Below are 21,838 nucleotides of genomic sequence, written 5' to 3'. Positions count from 1 at the left end.
CGGGGAACTGCGCGATCAACCCCCACCGGCCCGCAGAGCACTACCTTCCGAAGGCCTTAAGAATCCGCTCCGCCGCCAGCGTCGCCGTCAACTCCCCATCCCGCACCCGCTGTTCAAGCCCAGGCGCAACCGAACGCACCGCCGGATCCGCATGCAGCCGACCGAGCAACTCATCGCGCACCATGCTCCACGTCCAGTCAACCTGCTGGTCACGCCGCTTGGCGGCAAGGCGGCCGCTGGAATCCAACAACGCACGGTGCTGCTCAAGGCGCTCCCAGACCGTGTCCAGGCCGGTCGACTCACGGGCGCTGCAGTGCAGGACGGGCGGCGTCCAGGCGACGTCCTTCCCATGCATCAACCGCAACGCCCCCGACAGTTCCCGCGCCGCCGCCCGCGCATCGCGCTCGTGCGGCCCGTCCGCCTTGTTCACGGCGATGACGTCGGCCAGCTCCAGCACACCCTTCTTGATGCCCTGCAACTGGTCGCCGGTGCGGGCCAGCGTGAGCAGGAGGAAGGAGTCGACCATGCCCGCCACCGCGGTCTCCGACTGGCCGACGCCGACCGTCTCGACGAGCACCACGTCGTAGCCCGCGGCCTCCATCACCACCATCGACTCGCGCGTGGCCTTGGCGACTCCGCCGAGCGTGCCCGCGCTGGGGGAGGGGCGGACGAAGGCGGCGGGGTCCACGGCCAGCCGTTCCATTCGCGTCTTGTCGCCGAGGATCGAACCGCCCGTACGCGTGGACGACGGATCGACGGCGAGCACCGCGACCCGGTGCCCGAGGGACGTCAGCATCGTGCCGAACGCGTCGATGAACGTCGACTTCCCCACGCCCGGCACCCCGCTGATCCCGATCCGCCGGGCCCGGCCGCTGTGCGGGAGCAGCTCGGTCAGCAACTCCTGCGCCAGCGCCCGGTGTTGAGGGCGTGTCGACTCGACGAGCGTGATGGCGCGTGCGACGAGTGCCCGCTTCCCGTCGAGCACGCCCTTCACGTACGTGTCGAGATCGATCACTGCGAGTGCCCGAGGTCGGCCGAGAGCCGCTTCACGAGGTCGTAGGCCGCGTCCGGGATCACCGTCCCGGGCGGGAACACGGCCGTCGCGCCCATCTCCAGCAGGGTCGGCACGTCCTGCGGCGGGATCACCCCACCGACGACGATCATGATGTCCTCCCGGCCCTCCGCCGCCAGCTCCTCGCGCAGCGCCGGTACGAGGGTGAGGTGCCCGGCGGCCAGCGACGAGACGCCCACGATGTGCACGTCCGCCTCCACCGCCTGGCGGGCCACCTCGCCGGGCGTCTGGAACAGCGGGCCGACGTCGACGTCGAAGCCGAGGTCGGCGAAGGCGGTCGCGATCACTTTCTGGCCGCGGTCGTGGCCGTCCTGGCCCATCTTGGCGACCAGGATGCGCGGGCGGCGGCCCTCGGCCTCCTCGAAGGAGTCGACGAGGGTGCGGGTGCGGTCGACGGACGGGGAGGAGCCGGCTTCGTTGCGGTACACGCCGGAGATCGTACGGATCTGGCTCGCGTGCCGCCCGTACACCTTCTCCAGGGCGTCGGAGATCTCCCCGACGGTCGCCTTCGCGCGGGCCGCGTTCACCGCCAGCTCCAGCAGGTTGCCCTCGCCCGCCGCCGCCCGGGTCAGCGCGTCCAGCGCGTCCTGACAGGCGATGTCATCACGCTCCGACCGCAGTCGCCGCAGCTTCTCGATCTGCTGGGTGCGCACGGAGGAGTTGTCGACCTTGAGCACGTCGATCTGCTCGTCGGTCTCCACCCGGTACTTGTTCACGCCGATGACCGGCTGCCGCCCCGAGTCGATCCGGGCCTGCGTCCGTGCCGCCGCCTCCTCCACGCGCAGCTTGGGGATGCCCGCGTCGATGGCCTGCGCCATGCCGCCCGCCTGCTCGACCTCCTGGATGTGCTGCCAGGCCCGGCGGGCGAGGTCGTACGTCAGCTTCTCGACGTAGGCGCTGCCGCCCCAGGGGTCGATCACCCGCGTCGTGCCGGACTCCTGCTGGATCAGCAGCTGCGTGTTACGGGCGATGCGCGCCGAGAAGTCGGTGGGCAGCGCGAGCGCCTCGTCGAGGGCGTTGGTGTGCAGTGACTGCGTGTGGCCCTGCGTCGCCGCCATCGCCTCCACGCACGTACGCGTGACGTTGTTGAACACGTCCTGCGCCGTCAGCGACCAGCCCGAGGTCTGCGAATGGGTGCGCAGGGAAAGGGACTTGGAGTTCTTCGGCTCGAACTGGGACACCAGCTTCGCCCACAGCAGCCGCGCCGCCCGCAGCTTGGCGACCTCCATGAAGAAGTTCATGCCGATCGCCCAGAAGAAGGAGAGCCGCGGCGCGAACGCGTCCACGTCCAGGCCCGCTTCCCGGCCCGCCCGGATGTACTCGACGCCGTCCGCGAGCGTGTACGCCAGCTCCAGGTCGGCCGTCGCACCGGCCTCCTGGATGTGGTAGCCGGAGATGGAGATCGAGTTGTAGCGGGGCATCCGCTGCGAGGTGAAGGCGAAGATGTCGGAGATGATCCGCATCGACGGCTTCGGCGGATAGATGTAGGTGTTGCGGACCATGAACTCCTTGAGGATGTCGTTCTGAATGGTCCCGGCCAACTTCTCGGGCGGTACGCCCTGCTCCTCCGCCGCCACGATGTACAGCGCGAGGATCGGCAGCACGGCGCCGTTCATCGTCATCGACACGGTCATCTTGTCCAGCGGGATGCCGTCGAAGAGCTGCCGCATGTCGTAGATGGAGTCGATGGCCACGCCCGCCATGCCGACGTCGCCGGTCACCCGCGGGTGGTCGCTGTCGTAGCCACGGTGCGTCGGCAGGTCGAAGGCGACCGACAGACCCTTCTGCCCGGCGGCGAGGTTGCGCCGGTAGAAGGCGTTGGACTCCTCGGCGGTGGAGAAGCCCGCGTACTGGCGGATCGTCCAGGGCTGATTGACGTACATCGTCGGGTACGGGCCGCGCAGATACGGCGCCATGCCCGGGTACGTCTGCAGGAAGTCGAGGCCCTCCAGGTCACGGCCGGTGTAGAGCGGCTTGACCGCGATGCCCTCCGGGGTCTCCCAGAACGCGTCGTCGCTCCCCGCGGCCTTGCGCCACTCGTCGGCGCCGACGTCGGTCCTCGGCTCCCCGAGTTCGATCCCGGTGAAGTCGGGGATTCCCATCAGGACACTCCCATGCGGTCGAGGGTGGCGGAGAGTACGGCTACGGCGTCGCAGCCCGCGAAGACGTGGTCGTCGACGGGGTACTGCCCGGGCTTGCCCGCGAGGAACACATGCGTGGCGCCCGCTGTCCTCAGGGCCTGTGCGGTGTCCGCCGCCTGCTCCTCGTACAGCGTGTCGCTGGAGCAGAGGCAGGCCTCGGCGGCGCCGCTCTCCTCGAACGTGCCCTCCGTGACGGGTTCGATGCCGCCCGCCTGGAAGAGGTTCGCGGCGAAGGTGAGCCGCGCGGTGTGGGCGGCGGCGGGGCCGAGCGCGGCGAGGAAGATCCGCGGCCGGGTGCCGGTCGCGGCGAGGTGGGCGTCGGAGCGGGCGCGCAGCGCCTCGTACGCCTCGTCGCGGTGGACGCGGGGGAGGCCCCCGGAGGGCGGCTCGGGCGCGGACGCGCGCTGCACCGGCTTCTCGGCGAGGTTCGGGAACTCGCTGACGCCGGTGATGGGTTCGCGCCGCTTGGCGAGCTTCGCGCTGCGCGCCTCCCAGGTCTCCGCCAGCTTCTCGCCGAGCCGGCCCGAGCGCAGGGCTGCCGCCTGGCCGCCGACCTGCTCCAGCCACTGGAAGAACTCCCAGCCCGCGTGGGCGAGTTCGTCGGTGAGCCGCTCCACGTACCAGGAGCCGCCCGCCGGGTCGATCACCCGGGCCAGATGCGACTCCTCGATGAGGATCGTCGAGGTGTTGCGGGCGATACGCCGCGCGAACGCGTCCGGCAGGCCGAGCACGTGATCGAAGGGCAGCACGGTGACGGAGTCGGCGCCGCCGACCCCGGCGGCCAGCGTGGCGACCGTGGTGCGCAACATGTTCACCCACGGGTCCCGGCGCGACATCATCACCGGCGAGGTCACCACGTGCTGCACCTGCCTGCCGGGCCCTCCGCTCACCTCGGCGACCCGCGCCCACAGCCGGCGCGCCGCGCGCAGCTTGGCGATGGTCAGGAACTGGTCGGCGGTGGCCGCGTACCGGAACTCCAGCTGTGCGCAGGCCCGTTCGACGGTGAGCCCGGCCGCGGTCAGCTCCCGCAGGTAGGCGACACCGGTCGCGAGCGAGGCGCCCAGCTCCTGCGCCGCCGACCCGCCGGCCTCGTGGTACGGCAGCGCGTCCACGGTCAGCGCCCGCAGCTCCGGGTACTCCTCGGCGCACCGCCGGGCGAGTCCGGCCACCGGCGCGAAGTCCAGCTGCTGACCGCTCCGGGCTTCGTACCCGAGCGGGTCGGCGCCGAGGTTGCCGCGTGCGCTGTTATGCGCGACGCCGCGCTCCTCGTACAGCCTCAGCAGTTCGCCTGCTGCCTCCTCTGTGTCCCGGCCCGCCTCCAGGACGACGGGCGCGAGGTCCAGGTACACGCCCTCGAGCACCTGGGGGAGGGACGAGACCGGGAAGCCGCCTTCACCGACGACCAGCCAGAGGGAGGTGACGCCGTTCTCCAGGTCGGCGAGGACGAGGTCGCCGGAGGCCGTCGCGTGCCGCTGCCGTACGTCCCAGCCGCCCTTGGTGTTCCCCTCCGGGCGACCACCCCGGACGAACGGGGCAAAACCCGGGAAACCGGTGTCGGGAGCGGCATCGAGCGCGGTGTACAGGGGCCGGGTGCGCAGCCCGTCCTCCAGCGCGGTGGAGAGGGCGTCCTCGGCGGCGGCACCTGTGACGTCCCGGCCAGACTTGCGCAGGACGCCCTCCACGAGGCGTTGCCACTGCTCATGGGTCGCGGCGGGGAACTCGGCGGCCGTCGAGAGCCCGTCATTGGGCAGGACTGTCATGCTCGGGATGCTAGGCGAGAGCCCTTGAACAGGAGCAGAGCAACAGGCTGTGACCTTGCCCTCGCCGCTGCTGTGACCGGTTCCTCATGTGCGGTTCCGCCGCGGGGGCGCGGGCCGTCGGTCGCGTGCGGGTCTGTGGGGGCTGGTCGCGCAGTTCCCCGCGCCCCTTCGGGGCGCTGTTGTCCCGCATCTTGCTTCGCCGGGTCCGCTTGGACCTCCCCGCGGGCCGTCGGTCGCGTGCGGGTCTGTGGGGGCTGGTCGCGCCCACGCGGCGGAGCCGCACATCGATACAGCCCCGCGCCCCTTCGGGGCGCTTGCCAGGTGCGGTTAGACCACCACCATCGCGGCTAGTTCCTCGGGAGTGCGCGGGCCCGTTGCCGTCGTGGCCAACAGGCCGTGCGCGCAGAGTACTTGGGCCGCCGCGACGCCCCACGGCAGCCGCAGGCCGGCCTGCTGGAGGAGGTCGGTGCGGGCCAGGATCTCGGCGGCCGGGCCGGTGTGTACTCCGGACGGGGTGAGCAGGGCCGTGTCGTCGGCCCAGCGCAGGGCGAGGTCCACGTCGTGCGTCGCCATCACCACCGTGGTGCCGCCCGTGCGCAGGGCGCCGAGGGTGGCGAGCAGCCGTTCCTGGCCGTCGGGGTCGAGCCCCGCGGTCGGCTCGTCCAGGATCAGCACCCGGGGCCGCATCGCGACCGCGCCCGCGATCGCCGTCCGCTTGCGCTGCCCGTAGGACAGCAGATGCGTGGGCCGGTCGGCCAGGGCAGCGATGTCCAGCGCGGCCAGCGCCTCGTCCACCCGCGCCCGCACGTCCGGATCGGGCAGCCCGAGGTTCAGCGGCCCGAACGACACGTCCTGCGCGACGGACGCGGCGAACAGCTGGTCGTCCGGGTCCTGCACCACCAGCTGCACGGTGGTCCGCAGCCGCGTCAGTCCTTTCCGGTCGTACGTCACCCGCTTCCCGTCGAGCGTCAACTCCCCGCTGTGCGGCCGCAGCCCCCCGCTCAGCAGCCGCATCAGCGTCGTCTTACCGGTGCCGTTGCGCCCGAGCAGCGCGAGCGCACGCCCCTCACGCACCTCGAAGTCGAGCCCGTCGAGCACGTCCGGACCGTCCTCGTAGGCGAAAGACGCGCCCCGCAGGGCGACGAGGGCGGCGTCGCTCATGTCAGCGGCCTTTCCAGTACGAGGGTGAGGGCGGCCAGCGTCGCGAGCAGTGCCACGCTCACGGCCGTGAAGCGGACGGAGATGCGGGCCTCGGGCACCAGGACGCGCAGGGTGCCGTCGTAGCCGCGCCCGGCGAGCCCGGCCTGCAGCCGCGTCGCCCGGTCGAAGGCCCGCACGAACGCGGTCGCGCCGAGCCCGGCCAGCGAACGCCAGGCGGCGGCCCGCGTGGTGTGCCCGAGCCGCGCGGCCTGCGCCTCCCGGATCCGGCGCATCGAGTCCAGCAGCAGGAAGCTCATGCGATACGTCACCAGCGCGACGTCGACGACCGGCGCGGGAATCCCGGCCTTCACCAGACGCGGCAGCAAATCGGACATGGGTGTGGTGAACGCGAACAGCAGCACGCCGAGCGAGGCGGCCGAGGTGCGCAGCAGCAGTTCCCCGGCGCGCACAGGTCCCTCGTCGGCCAGGGTCAGGAACCCGTCCGGGCCGCCGACCTGCACCAACAGGGTGGCCGCGCCGGTCACGCAGAAGCCCAGCGGGACACGGTAGGCCCGCCACAGCTTGCGGCCGGGCACGCCCGCCGGGCCCAGCAGCACGGCGAGCGCGGTCAGCAGCACCAGGGCCGCGCCCGGCCACGGCGGCAGCGAGATCGCCAGCACGGTGAGGCCGAGCCCGAGCACGGCCTTGTCCACGGGGTGGCGGCGGCGCCAGCGGCTGCTGTGCGCCGCCGCGTCGATGGGCAGCACGCGCGTCAGCCCTGCCCGGCGCCACGCGTGCCACCGGGCTGGTGCGCGGCCTTGTCATGGCGCGCGGCGGCCCTGTCGGGCTGGTGCGTGGCCTTGTCGTGGCGCGCGGCGTCCACGTCGGGTTCGTGCGTGGCTTGGTCACGGCGCGCGGCGGCCCTGTCGGGCTGGAGCGTGGCCTTGTCGTGGTGCACGGCGTCCACGTCGGGTTCGTGCGTGGCTTGGTCACGGCGCGCGGCTTCCCCGCCGGGTGCGGTCTGGTCGCCGGTCGCGGCCTCGGCATCGCGTGCGGCATGGCCGTCGGAGGCGGCGTCCACGTCGCGTACGGCCTGGTCGTCGGGCTCGGCCGCGGAGCCCACGGTGCGTGCGGTCCGTTCGTCCGCCGCGGCATAGGTGCCCTGCCGCGCCAGCGCCCGCTGCTCACCCTGCCGTCGCCCGCGCCGCACGCCGAAGTAGTAGGCGAGGGCGCCGGCGCCGATGGCTGCCTGGAGGGCGAACAGGCCCGACTCGATCTCGGCGGAGGGGGGCTCGTACAGCGGCGAGAACCAGGGCTCGTAGTCCGGCTCGATCTCGGTGATCGCCGCCTCCGCCTCACCGTCGGCGCCCGCGAACGGCTCCTCCTTGTCGTCGCCGAGGCCCAGCGCCAGCGGCAGCACCGCGAGGGCGACGACGGCGAGCAGCAGCAGGAGGTTGATCTTCGTGTTCCGCTTCATCGGGCCACCGCCTCGGTGCTCGCCTTCCTGGTGAGCAGCACGCCGAGCCGGGTCAGCTCGCCCTTGCTCGACTGCACGAGCAGCCGCATCACCAGCACCGTGAGCAGTCCCTCGCTCACCGCGAGCGGGATCTGCGTCACGGCGAAGATGGACCCGAACTTGCCCAGCGCGCCCAGGAATCCACTGCTCGGGTCGGGAAACGCGAGCGCCAGCTGGACGCTGGTGACGCAGTAGGTGGACAGGTCGGCGACGAACGCGCCGAAGAAGACGGCGACCATCAGCGGCACGTCGTACCGCCGGAGCAACCGGTAGATCCCGTATCCGGCCCAGGGCCCGACGATCGCCATCGAGAACACGTTGGCGCCGAGCGTGGTCAGGCCGCCGTGGGCCAGCAGCAGCGCCTGGAAGAGCAGGGTGATGGTGCCCAGCACCGCCATCACCGGCGGCCGGAACAGGATGGCGCCCAGTCCGGTGCCGGTGGGGTGGGAGCAACTCCCGGTCACCGACGGCAGTTTGAGGGCCGACAGGACGAACGTGAAGGCTCCGGAGGCGCCGAGGAGCAGGGTGCTCTCCGGGTGCTCCCTGACTTCACGGGTGAGTGACCGGGCTCCGTGGACGACGAACGGCGCGGACGCGACGCCCCAGGCGACCGCGTGCGCCGGAGGAAGGAAACCCTCGGCAATGTGCATGGCTCAGCAGACCCTCTCCAGCACCTCGTGGATGGTTGACGCGCCTTGGCCGGTCTCCTGGCTGACGGGTACCACCGCCCGTGCTCCGCCTTCCCGGGTCCTGGAGGACCCAGTGGCTGCCCGTGAGGGCCGGAGCCGGACTTCCCGATTCACAGTGGCGAGGGCCGCACCGGTATCGCACCGATTTCCCGTTCACCAAGGCGTGGTGACAGTAGTGCGCGGTGTGGGGTGGTGACAAGCCGCGCATGGGGGCGTGCGGACGGTTGCACATGGCCACACGATCAGGACTCAACAAAGTCCGACAGGAATGTTGCTTCTGAGGCGTTCGGAACCTAGTGATATGGACAGGATCCGACGCAAGCACCCAGTAGGTGCAGCGCACTGTCGTTCTGAGGAAGGTCTCGGTCATGCCGCACCCGCACGCGCACCAGCACTCCTCTCCCGCCCAACGGCCGGTCATCAGCCGCCGCCGTCTCCTCGAGTCGTCCGCCGCCGTCCTCGGCGCCCTCGCCCTGTCGTCCGCGCCGGCCCACGCGTCAACCAGGCGTGCCGCGCCGGACGCCACTCCCGAGTGGAACGGCAACATCGCCCTCTTCCAGGTCGGCACCGAGCCGCCGCACACCACCCTCATGCCGTACGCGGACGTGAGACAGGCACTGGCCGCCGACCGCACCCGCTCGCCGTACCGGCAGAGCCTCGACGGGACCTGGAAGTTCGCCTACGCCGACCGCCCCGACGACCGGAACGCCGACTTCTACCGCACGGACGTCGACGACAAGGACTGGGACACCCTCCCCGTCCCGTCGGTCTGGCAGCTGCACGGCTACGACTTCCCGATCTACGTCAACATCACCTACCCCTGGTGGGGGCCCAACGGCCTGGGGGAGGAGTCCCAGCCCCCGGCCGCCCCGACCCGCTACAACCCGGTCGGCCAGTACCGGCGCACCTTCACGGTCCCGAAGGACTGGGCGGGCCGGCGGACCTTCCTGCACTTCGAGGGCGTCAAGTCGGCCCACTACGTGTGGATCAACGGCGAACTGGTCGGCTACCACGAGGACTCCTACACCCCCGCCGAGTACGACATCACCGAGCACCTCAAGCCCGGCACCAACCAGATCGCCGTGGAGGTGTACCGCTACTCCGACGGTGACTGGCTGGAGGACCAGGACATGATCCGGCTGAGCGGCATCTTCCGCTCGGTCTACCTGTACTCCACCCCGGCCGTGCACCTGCGCGACTTCAAGCTGGACACCCCGCTGAGCGACGACTACACGGCCGCCGAGCTGTCGGTGACGGCGAGCGTGCGGGCGTACGGCACCGCGGGCGGCGGCCGGTACACCGTCGAGACGCAGTTGTACGACGACCGGGGCCACGCCGTCTGGTCCCGGCCCCTGCAGCAGACCGCCGAGGTCGGAGCGGCGGGGGAGGACGCGACCGTACAGGCTCAAAAGGCCGTACCGGCACCGCAGTTGTGGTCGGCGGAGCACCCGAACCTCTACACCGCCGTCCTGCGGCTGCGCGACCCCGCCGGAAAGGTGATCGAAACCCTTTCCCACCGCGTCGGCTTCCGCGAGTTCGCGCTCAAGGACGGGCTGATGCGCATCAACGGCAAGCCCGTCTCCTTCCGCGGCACCAACCGGCACGAGATGCACCCGGCCCGCGGCACCGCGCTCACCCGCGCGGACATGGTGCTGGACATCGAGGTCATCAAGCGGATGAACATGAACACCGTCCGGACCTCGCACTACCCGGACAACCCGATCTGGCTCGAACTCGCCGACGAATACGGCCTGTACATCGTCGACGAGACCAACCTCGAAACCCACGGCGTCCGCGACGAATACCCGGGCGACCACGCCGACTGGAGCGAGGCCTGCGTGGCCCGCGCCCAGAACATGGTCCACCGGGACAAGAACCACGCGTCGGTCGTCATCTGGTCGCTCGGCAACGAGGCGGGCGCCGGCAGCACCTTCGTCAACATGCACAACTGGATCCGCTCGTACGACACGACCCGCGTCATCCAGTACGAGGGCGACGACCGCCCCGGCGTCAGCGACATCCGCTCCGAGATGTACGAAAGTCCCGCGCGCGTGGAGGCCCGCGCCAAGGACACCGCCGACACCCGGCCGTACGTCATGATCGAGTACTCGCACGCCATGGGGAACTCGAACGGCAACTTCAAGAAGTACTGGGACATCATCCGGCGCTACGACGTCCTCCAGGGCGGCTGGATCTGGGACTTCATGGACCAGTCCGTGTCCTGGCCCACCCCGACGCGCAAGCTGTTCACCGACTCCGGGCCGAAGAAGCTGAAGGGCGAGATCCTCGCGCCCAGCGGCACCTTCGACCGTGACAAGGGCGTCTACGGCGGAACCGTCTTCGCCCGCGACGCCTCCCTCGACCTCACCGGCTCGCTCACCCTGGAAGCGTGGATCACCCCGCACGTGACCGGTTACCACCAGCCGATCCTCGCCAAGGGCGACACGCAGTACGCGCTCAAGCAGACCAACAAGAACATCGAGTTCTTCATCCACGGCGGCGGCCAGTGGATCACGGCCAGTTGGCCGGTCCCGGCGGACTGGACCGGCAAGGAGCATCACGTCGCAGGCGTTTTCGACGCCGACGCGGGCACGCTGACCCTCTACGTGGACGGCGAGGTACGGGCCACCCGCACCACCACCCGCAAGCCCGGCAGCAACGCCGCGCCGCTCTCACTCGCCACCGACGTCGACAACTGGACCCGCGAGTTCAGCGGCACCATCCGCCGCGCCCGCGTCTACGCCCGCGCCCTCGCCGCCGCCGAACTCGCCTCCGGCAGCCGTGGTCCCGGTGACGAGGGTGTGCGGTTCTGGTTCGACGCCGACACGGTCGGCTTCACCGAGAAGCGGTCGCCGGAGAAGACCTTCTTCGCGTACGGCGGCGACTGGGGCGACAACCCCAACGACGGGAACTTCGTCGCGGACGGCATCGTCACCGCCGACCGCGGCCACACCGGCAAGGCCGCCGAGGTGAAGCACGCCTACCAGGCGATCAACGTCACCGCGAGCGGCGGCCCGGGAGCGGTGACGCTCATCAACGAGAACCTCTTCACCAACCTCCGTGAATTCGACGGCACTTGGACGCTCATCGGCGACGGCAAGGCCGTCCAGCGGGGGAAGCTGACCCGCGCGCAGCTCGACGTACCGCCGCTGTCCGAGAAGAAGATCACTGTGCCCGTACGGCTGCCGGCGAACCCGGCGCCGGGCGCGGAGTACTTCCTGCAGCTGTCCTTCACCACCAAGGAAGCCACGAAGTGGGCCAAGGCCGGCTTCGAGGTGGCCAAGCAGCAACTGCCCCTGGACGCGGGCAGTCCGGCCGTGACACCGGTGCCGCTGGCGAGCGTGCCCGAGCTGCGTCACCAGGACGGAACCGCTTCCGTGACGGTGACCGGCAAGGGCTTCTCGGTCACCGTCGACAAGAGCAGCGGCCTCATCACCTCGTACGAGACCCGGGGGACCCGGCTCATCAGCTCCGGGCCCGTGCCGAACTTCTGGCGGGCGCCGACCGACAACGACAAGGGCAACGGCCAGCACACCCGCAACCAGACCTGGCGGGATGCGGGCGCTGGGCGCAAGGTCACGGACGTCGGTGTGCGGGAACTCCAGGGCAGGGCCGTCGAGATCAAGGTCAGCGGCACCCTGCCGACGTCGGTCGAGTCGACGTACACCACCACCTACACCGTGTTCGGAAACGGTGAGATCAAGGTGGACAACACCCTGCATCCAGGCGCGTCGAGCCTGCCGTACATCCCGGAGGTCGGCAGCATGCTGTTCCTGCCGGGGCGGCTGGACCGTGTGCACTACTACGGGCGCGGTCCCGAGGAGAACCACTGGGACCGCAACAACGGCACCGACGTGGGCCTGTACTCCGGGACCGTCGACGGGCAGTGGACCCCGTACATCCGGCCGCAGGAGAACGGCAACAAGACCGACGTCCGCTGGTTCGCGCTGACCGACCGGCGCGACAACGGGCTTCTCGTCAGCGGCGAACCTCTCCTGGAGGTCAGCGCCTCGCACTTCACCCCGGAGGAACTGTCGGTCGGCGCGCGCCACGACTACCAGCTCACCCCGCGTGAGGAGGTCGTCCTGCGCGTGAACCACCGGCAGATGGGTGTGGGCGGCGACAACAGCTGGGGCGCGCACACGCACGACGAGTACAAGCTGTTCGCCGACCGGGACTACGCGTACACGTATCGGCTGCGGCCGATCAGTGACGTGGGCGGGGCGACGGCGGCGTCGCGTCGCCCGACGGGGACGTGAGCGCGCCGCTGGGTGGGCGGTTCGTTCGGCTGCGGGTCGGTGGGGGCTGGTCGCGCAGTTCCCCGCGCCCCTGCGGGGCGCGGTAGCAGCCCTTATAGCCGGATGCGGGCGGCGATCGGCACATGGTCGCTGCTCGTATCCGGCAGCGTCCAGATGCTGGTGACCGTCGCGTCTCTGGCCAGGATCTGGTCGATCCTGGCCAGGGGGAAGGACGCGGGCCAGCTGAAGGCGAGGCCTCTGCGCGGGGCGCTCACGTGGGCGCGCACCGGGTCCAAACCGCGGTCGTCGACCGTGCTGTTGAGGTCGCCGAGCAGGAGCAGGTCCGGCAGTGGCTCGGCGTCCAGTGCGCGGCCGAGCAGGGCCGCGCTCTCGTCGCGGAGGGCGGTGTCGAATCCGGCGCCGAGGCGGACGGAGGGGAGGTGCGCGACGTAGACCGCGAGCTCGCCCGACGGGGTCGCGGCGGTGGCCCGCAGTCCGCGGTTCCAGTCCGTGCCCACGCCGGTCGGCCTGATGTCGACGGCGCGGACGTCGGTGAGCGGGTACCTGGACCACAGGCCGACCGTGCCCACCACGGCGTGGTGTGGGTAGTCGAGGGCCGCCGTGAACTCCCTTGCGTGGGGCGGCGTCACCTCTTCCAGGGCGATCAGGTCGGCGTCCGCCCGCAGCAGGGTGCGGGCGGTTCCGGCGGGGTCCGGGTTCACGTCGCTGACGTTGTGCTGCACGGCCGTGAGGTCGTACGCCCCGTCCGACCGGGGGAGCAGCAGCCCGCCGAAGAGAGCCAGCCAGGCCGCCAGCGGCGGCAACACCGCCGCGAGCGCGACAGGTGACCGCCGCAGCAGCGCCACGCCCGCCAGGACCGGGACGGCCAGACCGAGCCAGGGCAGGAAGGTCTCCAGCAGACTGCCCAGCCGGCCGACCCGGTTCGGTACGAGGGCGTGAAGGGTCAGCATGCAGGCGATGAGCACGCTCGCGATCCACGCGCCGCGCGGGCGGAACCAGGTGCTCAGGGCGGCTCTCGCCGGACTCACAGGGTTCATAGAACTCGTACGACGCGCAGCCCGGCGATCTCAGTTCCCGCGTGCGGTGATCCGCCCGGCCCCAGGGCACGCGAGGTCCATGTCGGATTCTCGCCAGCCACGGGGCCGGGCGGTGACCCATGCTGGAGGCATGCAGAACGCGATGCACACCGACTGGGAGCGGTGCGTGCGCGCCGTCCAGTCCAAGGACGCGCGTTTCGACGGCTGGTTCTTCACGGCCGTCGTCACCACCCGTATCTACTGCCGGCCCAGCTGCCCCGTCGTGCCGCCCAAGCCGGAGAACATGACCTTCTACCCCAGCGCCGCCGCCTGCCAGCAGGCCGGCTTCCGGGCCTGCAAGCGCTGCCGGCCCGACACCAGCCCCGGCTCACCGGAGTGGAACCAGCGCGCCGACCTCGTGGCCCGCGCGATGCGGCTGATCGCCGACGGTGTGGTGGACCGCGAGGGCGTCCCCGGCCTCGCCGCCCGCCTCGGCTACAGCACCCGCCAGGTCGAACGCCAGCTCCTCGCCGAACTGGGCGCGGGCCCGCTCGCCCTGGCCCGCGCCCAACGCGCCCAGACGGCAAGGCTGTTGATCGAGACGACCCCGCTGCCGATGGCGGAGATCGCCTTCGCGGCAGGCTTCTCCTCCATCCGCACCTTCAACGACACCGTGCGCGAGGTCTTCGCCCTCTCCCCGAGCGAGCTGCGCACCCGCGTGCCCCTGTCCCGCGGCGCTCAGGGCACGCCGGGCGTGCTGACCCTCCGCCTCCCCTTCCGCGCCCCCCTCAACCCCGACAACCTCTTCGGCCACCTCGCGGCCACCGCCGTACCCGGGGTGGAGGAGTGGCGGGACGGCGCGTACCGCCGGACGCTCAGACTGCCGTACGGCCATGGCATCGTCTCCCTGACTCCCGAACCGGACCACATCGCCTGCCGCCTCACCCTCAGCGACCTGCGTGACCTGCCCGTCGCGATCAGCCGGTGCCGCCGCATGCTGGACCTGGACGCCGACCCGGTCGCGGTGGACGAGCAGCTTCGCGCGGACCCGGTCCTGACGCCCCTCGTCGACAAGGCCCCCGGCCGCCGCGTCCCGCGCACCGTGGACGAGGCCGAGTTCGCGATCCGCGCGGTCCTCGGCCAACAGGTCTCCACGGCGGCGGCCCGCACGCACGCGGCCCGCATCGTCACCGCCCACGGCGAGCAGGTGGACGACCCGGAGGGCGGCCTGACGCACCTGTTCCCGTCGCCTGAGGCACTGGCCGCGCTGGACCCGGAGTCGCTGGCGATGCCGCGCACCCGCCGTACGACGTTCACGACGCTGGTCCGCGAACTAGCCGACGGCAATGTGCACTTGGGCGTGGACAACGACTGGACGGAAACCCGTTCCCGCCTGCTGTCCCTGCCGGGCTTCGGCCCCTGGACGGTCGACGTCATCGCCATGCGCGCCCTCGGCGACCCCGACGCGTTCCTCCCCACGGACCTCGGAATCCGCCGCGCCGCCCAGGAGTTGGGCCTGCCGTCCACTCCCGCGGCCCTCACGGCACGGGCGGCGGCATGGGCGCCGTGGCGGGCGTACGCGGTCCAGTACCTGTGGGCGACCGACAGCCACCCGATCAATTTCCTTCCTGTCTAGGGACTTTCCTGTTGAGGGACTTCGCAGTGAAACAGCACACCGTGATCGACAGCCCGTACGGCCCCCTGACCCTCGTCGCCGACGACGGCGTCCTGTGCGGCCTCTACATGACGGAACAGCGCCACCGCCCGCCGGAGGAGTCCTTCGGCCCACGAGAAGACACCCTGTTCTCCGAGGCCGAGGACCAACTGGAGGCGTTTTTCGCAGGCGAGCTGAAGGAGTTCACCCTCGAACTCCGCCTGCACGGCCCCCCGTTCCAACGCACCGTCTGGGACCAGCTCCGCAAGATCCCCTACGGCGAGACCCGCTCCTACGGCGACCTCGCCGACGCCCTCGGCAACCCCGGCGCCTCCCGCGCCGTCGGCCTCGCCAACGGCAAGAACCCCATCGGCATCATCGTCCCCTGCCACCGCGTCGTAGGCGCGGGTGGCAGCCTCACCGGCTACGGCGGCGGCTTGGAACGCAAGCGGCGACTGCTGGAGTTCGAGGGCGGGGCGGCGCTGTTCTAGCCGCCGATGGTGCGCAGCAGCTCAGGCAGCGCGGTGCCGATCGGCTCGCGGATGACCTCGTCGGCGCGTTCGTCGTACGGCGTCGGCTCGGCGTTGACGATGACGAGCCGTGCGCCGTGATCGGCGGCGACGCCGGCGAGGCCTGCCGCGGGCTGTACCTGGAGGCTGGTGCCGACGGCGATGAAGACCTGGCAGGCCTTGGTGATGGCGAGGGCCTCGCCGAGGACGGCCGGGTCGAGCCGCTCGCCGAACATGACGGTGGCCGACTTGAGGATGGAGCCGCACTCCAGGCACGGCGGGTCCTCTTCGCCGGCCTCGACACGGGCGATCGCGTCCTCCATCGGGCCCCGTGCCTGGCATCCGGTGCACACGAAACCGCGCGCGCTGCCATGGAGTTCGAGCACCTTGCGGGCGGGCATTCCGGCGAGCTGGTGGAGCCCGTCCACGTTCTGCGTGATGACCCTGACCGGCACTCCGGACTTCTCCAGCTCGGCCACCGCCCGGTGCGCCGCGTTGGGCCCGGCCTGCAGCGTCCGGTTCTTGCGCCGCATCTGCCACGAACGGCGCCGGATCTCCGGGTCGCCCATGTAGTACTCGTACGTCACGAGCTTCTCGGCCTCCGGATCCCGCCGCCACAGCCCGTTGGGGCCGCGATAGTCAGGGATTCCCGAGTCGGTGGAGATACCGGCGCCACTGAGGACGGCGACGAGGGGCTTGGTCATGTCACCGAGCGTAGGACGGGGGAGCCGGCGACGGCGACCGGGTATTCGGGGGGCCGCGTATGGCCGAGGTGACCGTCTCGCTCGATGCCGAGCTCGTCGTCGATGGGATGGTGCTCGCGGGCGTCGGTGATCCGCAGGCCGCCGTTGAGCTTGTGGTGCGTGACTACATCGAGGGCGGGACGTCGAGGGCTGAGCGCCGGGATCGGCCGGTTCCGTCAGCTCACGCGGTGGCCGTTCTCCAGTTCCGCCGGGCCCGAGCCGTCCGCCAGGACGTCCAGGGCGGTCAGGACGCGGCGGCCCAGGGCGCCCGGCAGGTGGGCGGGGAGTTCCTCGCGGGGGACGAGGCGCCAGGACAGGAGTTCCTCTTCTTGCAGGCGGATGGACTTGAAGTCGTCCTCGCCGAGGACGCCGCCGTCGTAGAGGTAGGCCACGATCGGCGGGCGGGCCGTGCCGTGCACCCAGTCCACCGCGAGCAGGCGGCCGAGTTCGACGTCGAGGCCGATCTCCTCGGCGGTCTCGCGGCGCGCGCCCTGCCGTGGGGTCTCCCCGTCGTCGGACTCGATCGTGCCGCCCGGAAGTGCCCAGCCCTCACGGTAGTTCGGCTCGACGAGCAGCACCCGGCCCTCGGCGTCACGGAAGAGAGCGGCGGCCCCGGCGAGGACACGGGGCAGGCCCGCGATGTACGTGGCGAAGTCTGGAGTGGTCACGCAGGAAGGGTAACCAGCCGCCCAGCCGGTGATCCTCACTCGCCGTCGGCCAACCGCACCGTCCGCTCCGCCAGTTCGCTGATCCGTACCCCGTCGAAGCCGAACACCGCACTGCGGACCGTGTCCTCCAGCGGGTCCTTCCACTGTTCCGGAATCGCGTCCGCACCGGTCAGCACACCGGCCACCGAGCCCGCGGTCGCGCCGTTGGAGTCGGTGTCCAGGCCGCCGCGGACGGTGAGGGTGATGGTGCGGGTGAAGTCGCCGTCGCCGTACAGGAGCCCGGCGGTGAGCACGGCCGCGTTCGGGACGGTGTGGATCCAGCCCAGCCCGGCGGTCTCCTCGGACACGGTGGTGAGCGTGTCCTCCCAGGTCATCCGGGTGTCGTGCAGCGAGACGACACGGCGCACGGTGCGGGCCATGCGGCTGCTCGCCGGGATCACGGCCAGCGCCTCGTCCACGGCGTGCCGCACCGTGGGCGCGGTGAACGCCGCCGCGATCAGCGCGGCCGCCCACATCGCGCCGTACACGCCGTTGCCTGTGTGGGACAGCACCGCGTCCCGGCGGGCGAGGGAGGCGGCGCGGCGGGGGACGCCGGGGCAGGTCCAGCCGTAGATGTCGGCGCGGATGAGGGCGCCGATCCACTCCTGGTACGGATTGTCGACGGTGGCGGTCACGGGCGGCTTCAGCCCGTTGGCGAGGTTCCGGTACGCCGCCCGCTCGGCCGTGAACGTCTGCAGATACGGCATCCGCAGCAGCCACAGGTCGCCGACCTGCTCGGTGCTGAAGCCGAAGCCGTGGGTCTCCAGCAGGTCGAGGCCGAGGATCGCGTAGTCGACGTCGTCGTCACGGCAGCTGCCGTGGATACGGCCCCGGACGCACTGGCGCCACTCGGGCCGCAGCTCGAAGCCGTCGCTCTCGTCGACCGGCTCGGGCAGATAGTCGGTGAGGGGCAGGGCGGCGGCCTGCCGCAGATATCGGTCGATACGGTCCCGCGTCCACAGATCGCCCTGCTCGACCGGCTTGCCGAGCATGTTGCCCGCGATCCGGCCCAGCCAGCCCCCGAGGATGCGGTCCGCGAGCTCGTGCTCAGTGCCCACAGGGGTCATAGGACCGGTCTACCCGATTCCGGGCGCGGCCGCTCGGGGCATGACGGCCGGGGGGTCCTCCGGTTAAGGTCACAGCGGCGCGACTGGCCTTGACAAGTGCGGGGCCCGTAGAGCAAGGGGATGCAAAAGTGGCGAACGCTGCAGGCAGGGGGGCCCAGAGGGTCCTCATCGCCGCGGACAAGTTCAAGGGGTCACTGACGGCCGTCGAGGTCGCCGAGCGGGTGACGGCCGGGCTGCGCACGGTCGTGCCGGGCCTCCAGGTCGAGGCGCTGCCGGTCGCCGACGGCGGCGACGGAACGGTCGACGCGGCGGTCGCGGCCGGGTTCGAGCGGCGAGAGGTACGGGTCGCGGGCCCTCTCGGCAACGAGGTGACGGCCGCGTTCGCGCTGCGCGGTGACACCGCGGTCGTGGAGATGGCGGAGGCCAGCGGGCTGCAGCGGCTGCCGGCCGGAGTCTTCGCGCCGCTCACGGCATCGACGTACGGCTCAGGCGAGCTGCTGCGGGCCGCGCTGGACGCGGGCGCCCGCACGATCGTGTTCGGCGTCGGCGGCAGCGCGACCACGGACGGGGGCGCCGGCATGCTGTCCGCGCTCGGCGCGCGCTTCCTGGCGGCGGACGGGGAGCCGGTGTCTCCGGGCGGCGGCGGACTGGCCGACCTGGCGTCGGCCGACCTGTCCGACCTGGATCCGCGGCTCGGCGAGGTCGAGCTGGTGCTCGCCAGCGACGTCGACAACCCGCTCACCGGGCCGAAGGGGGCCCCGGCGGTGTACGGCCCGCAGAAGGGCGCCTCCCCGGACGACGTACAGACGCTGGACGAGGCCCTCGCGCACTACGCCAAGACCCTGGAGGCGGCGATCGGCCCTAAGGCGGCCGAGTACGCCGCGTCGCCCGGCGCGGGCGCGGCCGGAGGCATCGGCTACGGCGCGCTGATCGTCGGCGCGGCGTTCCGTCCCGGCATCGACGTCATGCTGGACGTCCTCGGTTTTGCACCGGCGTTGGACCGCGCCGATCTGGTGATCACCGGCGAAGGTTCTCTCGACGAGCAGACGCTGCACGGCAAGGCCCCGGCGGGGGTCGCCGCGGCGGCCCGGGCTCAGGGCAAGGAGGTCGTCGCGGTGTGCGGGCGTCTCGCGCTGCCGCCGGAGGCGCTGGGGCGGGCCGGGATCCGGCGGGCGTATGCGCTGACGGAGGTCGAGCCGGATGTGGCTAAGTGCATCGCGGATGCGGGGCCGATTCTGGAGCGGGTCGCTGAGAATATCGGCCGGGATTTCCTGAGCTAAGTGGGTCGTCGGTCGGCTGCGGGTCTGTTGTGGCTGGTCGCGCAGTTCCCCGCGCCCCTTCGGGGGCGCTTCTGCTCAGGTCAGTCGGTCCGCAGCCGTCGTGCCCGACAGCCTGTACGCGTCCAGTGCCAGCGTCAGTTCGATCAGGTCCCTCGGGCGGGCCAGTGACCTGGACGTCAGCTGTTCCAGGCGGCGCAGTCGGTTGAAGACCGTGTTGCGGTGGCAGTACAGGCGGCCGGCGGCGCGGCCCGCTGAGCCCTCGCAGGCCAGCCATGCGTCCAGGGTCTCCAGCAGGACGGCGCGGTCGGGGGGTTCCAGGCTGATCAGTGCGCCGAAGACGTCCGCGACCAGTCGGCCCGCGAGTTCCGGCTGGCTCACGACGAGGGCGGTGGGCATGCGCTGGTCGAGGCGTACGACCTCGTGGGCGTCCGGTGGACAGGTGCGCAGCGCCAGCTCGGCGAGGCGTCGCGCCCGGCCCAGCTCGGCCAGACCGGGTACGACGGGACTGATCCCGCCGGGGCCCGAGCACCGCCCGCTCAGCAGCCGCGCCACCGCGTCCAGGTCCTGGCCGGGGCCCAGCAGCACCACGCCCACCTCGCGGTCGGCCCGCATCCGCCAGACGAACCGGTACCCGGCGGCCGGCAGTGGCCGGTGGAAGGCCTCCCGCGCGTCGCGGCGCTCGGTCCGCAGTACCACCACGGCGTACGCGCCCCGCTCCGGCAGATCGAGCCCCGCCGCGGCCCTGGCGGCGAGGCCCGGCGTCTCCTGACCCTCCAGGAGCGCGTCCAGCAGCGCGTGCAGCTGTTCGTCGGTTCGACGGCGCAGTTCCATCTCGGTCGCCCGGTACGCCTCCGACGCCACGGCGGTCTGGGCGTCGATCGCCGCCCACACGAGCGTCGCCGAGCGCATCAGCACCCCGAGCCGCTCGGGCTCCTGGCCCCCGGTGCCCTCCAACAGGGCGTCCCACACCAGATAGCCGGCGCTCCGGTACGCGTGCACCAGCAGCTCCAGCGGCAGCCCCTGCTGGGCGCGTCGCTGCCCCGCCTCCTCCGCGTACTTCAGGTCGCGGCGCGGTGAGTCGCGGGGTGCGGAGATGGTCTCGATGCCGATGCGCATCGCTTCCTCCGCCTCCCGCCACTGCTGGTCGTACGGCAGGACCTGGTCGTAGACGGAGGAGTGCTCCGCCAGCAGCCGCAGATGCTCGTCGACCAGCTCCGGCAGCCGCTCCAGGAGCGCCGTGCAGGACTCCGCGAGCACTTTCCAGTCATGACCGGTACGCCTTCTGCGCGCTCCCATGGCCGGAGGATGCCACCGGCCGCCCGGCTTGGGCAGGCCCCCGACACGCAGTGTTGTGCGCGTGCACAACGGGCGGCCGTATTCGCTGGTCACCAGCAGCGTTTCGGCCGCGACCCGTGGACGGACACCCCACCCGGTGCTGGGGTGAGCGCCACACAGGGCGGAGGAAGGGGGCGGTGCCATGGGGGGCTCCGATCTGGTCGTACGGGATCTGTCGGTGGGGTACGGCCCGGTGCGCGCTCTGCGCCGGGTGTCGCTGGAGGTGCCGGAGGCGGCCGTGGTGACGGTCCTCGGCGGGAACGGTGCGGGCAAGTCGACGCTGTTGCGGGCGGTCAGCCGCACGCTCTCCTTCCACGGCGGGGCGACGACCGGCGGCACCGTGACGCTCGGCGGACGCCGTATCGATGGGCTCGCGCCCGACCGGGTGGTGGCTGTCGGGGTGTCCCAAGTGCCGGAGGGGCGGCGGGTGTTCGCCCGGATGACCGTCGCGGACAACCTGCGGGCCGGGGCGCTCGGCGCGGCCGGCGGTCGCACCGACCGGGCCGCCGCCCTGCGCCGCGTCCACGAACTCTTCCCCGTCCTCGCCGAGCGGGCCCAGCAGCGGGCCGGGCTGCTGTCGGGCGGTGAGCAGCAGATGCTCGCCGTCGCCCGCGCCCTGATGGCCGTACCGAAGGTGCTGCTGCTCGACGAGCCGTCGCTGGGCCTGGCCCCGCTGATGGCCGCGCGGATCGCCGAGACCGTGCGCGAGATCAACGAACAGGGCACCTCCGTCCTGCTGGTCGAGCAGAACGCGGCGCTCGCCCTGCGCCTCGCCACCCATGCCCACGTCCTGGAGGTCGGCGAGGTCACGCTCTCCGGTCCGACCGCCGAACTGGCCGCCTCCGACGAGGTGCGCCGCCGCTACCTGGGCGTGGTCGACGAGGACGCGGCCGCCGACGCGGCGGGCGCCACGCGATCCCACCCTGCGCTGCCCCGATGGGAGGGCTGAC

Annotated in this window: 17 protein-coding genes, 1 pseudogene and 1 riboswitch; of the genes and pseudogenes, 6 read left to right on the top strand and 12 right to left on the bottom strand. The window is 71.7% G+C overall.

All coding sequences use genetic code 11. The features are described from left to right. Positions 1-40: 40 nt before the first annotated feature. The 7 genes from meaB to OG828_RS10765 all read right to left on the bottom strand — a co-directional run bounded on the left by meaB (position 41) and on the right by OG828_RS10765 (position 8,279). Positions 41-1,015, bottom strand: coding sequence for a methylmalonyl Co-A mutase-associated GTPase MeaB (meaB, locus tag OG828_RS10795; RefSeq protein ID WP_328500968.1), 975 nt, complete (start codon positions 1,013-1,015; stop codon positions 41-43). Continuing rightward, positions 1,012-3,174, bottom strand: a complete 2,163-nt coding sequence (scpA, locus tag OG828_RS10790; RefSeq protein ID WP_328437668.1) for a methylmalonyl-CoA mutase — start codon at positions 3,172-3,174, stop codon at positions 1,012-1,014. Before scpA ends, meaB begins: the two co-directional genes overlap by 4 nt. Continuing rightward, a complete protein-coding gene (locus tag OG828_RS10785) occupies positions 3,174-4,973 on the bottom strand; it encodes a methylmalonyl-CoA mutase family protein (protein WP_328500967.1) in 1,800 nt (599 codons plus the stop codon). The genes scpA and OG828_RS10785 overlap by 1 nt, the downstream gene beginning before the upstream one ends. Before the next feature lie 327 nt (positions 4,974-5,300). Continuing rightward, positions 5,301-6,134 carry an ATP-binding cassette domain-containing protein gene (locus tag OG828_RS10780; protein ID WP_328500966.1) on the bottom strand — a complete coding sequence of 278 codons (834 nt, stop codon included), beginning with the start codon at positions 6,132-6,134 and terminating at the stop codon, positions 5,301-5,303. Beyond that, on the bottom strand, positions 6,131-6,880 hold the full coding sequence (gene cbiQ, locus OG828_RS10775; protein WP_328353125.1) for a cobalt ECF transporter T component CbiQ: 750 nt from the start codon (positions 6,878-6,880) through the stop codon (positions 6,131-6,133). Before cbiQ ends, OG828_RS10780 begins: the two co-directional genes overlap by 4 nt. Positions 6,881-6,885: 5 nt before the next feature. Continuing rightward, on the bottom strand, positions 6,886-7,590 hold the full coding sequence (locus tag OG828_RS49500) for an energy-coupling factor ABC transporter substrate-binding protein (protein WP_443062385.1): 705 nt from the start codon (positions 7,588-7,590) through the stop codon (positions 6,886-6,888). Then, positions 7,587-8,279: an energy-coupling factor ABC transporter permease gene (locus OG828_RS10765; RefSeq protein WP_328353121.1), complete on the bottom strand. Its 693-nt coding sequence runs from the start codon at positions 8,277-8,279 to the stop codon at positions 7,587-7,589. Before OG828_RS10765 ends, OG828_RS49500 begins: the two co-directional genes overlap by 4 nt. A gap of 30 nt (positions 8,280-8,309) precedes the next feature. After that, positions 8,310-8,494: riboswitch (cobalamin riboswitch) on the bottom strand. A gap of 192 nt (positions 8,495-8,686) precedes the next feature. On the opposite strand from OG828_RS10765, the gene OG828_RS10760 reads away from it, so the two are divergent. Further along, positions 8,687-12,577, top strand: a complete 3,891-nt coding sequence (locus tag OG828_RS10760) for a glycoside hydrolase family 2 TIM barrel-domain containing protein (protein ID WP_328500965.1) — start codon at positions 8,687-8,689, stop codon at positions 12,575-12,577. Between the two features lie 92 nt (positions 12,578-12,669). On the opposite strand, the gene OG828_RS10755 is transcribed toward OG828_RS10760, so the two are convergent. Next, positions 12,670-13,614, bottom strand: coding sequence for an endonuclease/exonuclease/phosphatase family protein (locus OG828_RS10755; protein WP_443062384.1), 945 nt, complete (start codon positions 13,612-13,614; stop codon positions 12,670-12,672). A 142-nt stretch (positions 13,615-13,756) separates the two neighbouring features. Between OG828_RS10755 and OG828_RS10750 the strand changes: the two genes are divergently transcribed. Next, complete coding sequence (locus OG828_RS10750) at positions 13,757-15,229, top strand: AlkA N-terminal domain-containing protein (RefSeq protein ID WP_328504839.1); 1,473 nt, start codon at positions 13,757-13,759, stop codon at positions 15,227-15,229. A 26-nt stretch (positions 15,230-15,255) separates the two neighbouring features. Continuing rightward, positions 15,256-15,738: a methylated-DNA--[protein]-cysteine S-methyltransferase gene (locus OG828_RS10745; RefSeq protein ID WP_328500964.1), complete on the top strand. Its 483-nt coding sequence runs from the start codon at positions 15,256-15,258 to the stop codon at positions 15,736-15,738. Here OG828_RS10745 and OG828_RS10740 read toward each other — a convergent pair. Further along, positions 15,735-16,460, bottom strand: a complete 726-nt coding sequence (locus tag OG828_RS10740; RefSeq protein WP_328500963.1) for an SIR2 family NAD-dependent protein deacylase — start codon at positions 16,458-16,460, stop codon at positions 15,735-15,737. The two genes, OG828_RS10745 and OG828_RS10740, sit on opposite strands and share 4 nt — an antisense overlap. 59 nt (positions 16,461-16,519) lie before the next feature. Between OG828_RS10740 and OG828_RS10735 the strand changes: the two are divergent. After that, positions 16,520-16,639: pseudogene (locus OG828_RS10735) on the top strand (DUF2191 domain-containing protein); the annotation flags it as partial. Positions 16,640-16,675: 36 nt separating this feature from the next. Here OG828_RS10735 and OG828_RS10730 read toward each other — a convergent pair. Continuing rightward, positions 16,676-17,167, bottom strand: coding sequence for an NUDIX hydrolase (locus OG828_RS10730; RefSeq protein WP_328353109.1), 492 nt, complete (start codon positions 17,165-17,167; stop codon positions 16,676-16,678). A 35-nt stretch (positions 17,168-17,202) separates the two neighbouring features. Further along, positions 17,203-18,273, bottom strand: coding sequence for an ADP-ribosylglycohydrolase family protein (locus OG828_RS10725; RefSeq protein WP_328437662.1), 1,071 nt, complete (start codon positions 18,271-18,273; stop codon positions 17,203-17,205). A 128-nt stretch (positions 18,274-18,401) separates the two neighbouring features. Here OG828_RS10725 and OG828_RS10720 point away from each other — a divergent pair, with 128 nt between their 5' ends. Next, entirely contained in the window at positions 18,402-19,553 is a 1,152-nt protein-coding gene (locus OG828_RS10720; protein WP_328500962.1) for a glycerate kinase, read from the top strand. 75 nt (positions 19,554-19,628) lie between these two features. On the opposite strand, the gene OG828_RS10715 is transcribed toward OG828_RS10720, so the two are convergent. Then, a complete protein-coding gene (locus tag OG828_RS10715; RefSeq protein ID WP_328500961.1) occupies positions 19,629-20,849 on the bottom strand; it encodes a PucR family transcriptional regulator in 1,221 nt (406 codons plus the stop codon). Positions 20,850-21,030: 181 nt separating this feature from the next. Here OG828_RS10715 and OG828_RS10710 point away from each other — a divergent pair, with 181 nt between their 5' ends. Continuing rightward, positions 21,031-21,837: an ABC transporter ATP-binding protein gene (locus OG828_RS10710; protein ID WP_328500960.1), complete on the top strand. Its 807-nt coding sequence runs from the start codon at positions 21,031-21,033 to the stop codon at positions 21,835-21,837. Position 21,838 lies beyond the last annotated feature (1 nt).

This window comes from Streptomyces sp. NBC_00457, assembly GCF_036014015.1.
In the GTDB taxonomy this organism is placed as follows: domain Bacteria; phylum Actinomycetota; class Actinomycetes; order Streptomycetales; family Streptomycetaceae; genus Streptomyces.
Note: the sequence above shows the minus strand (reverse complement) of the source record. Positions and strands in the feature narration are given on the sequence as shown.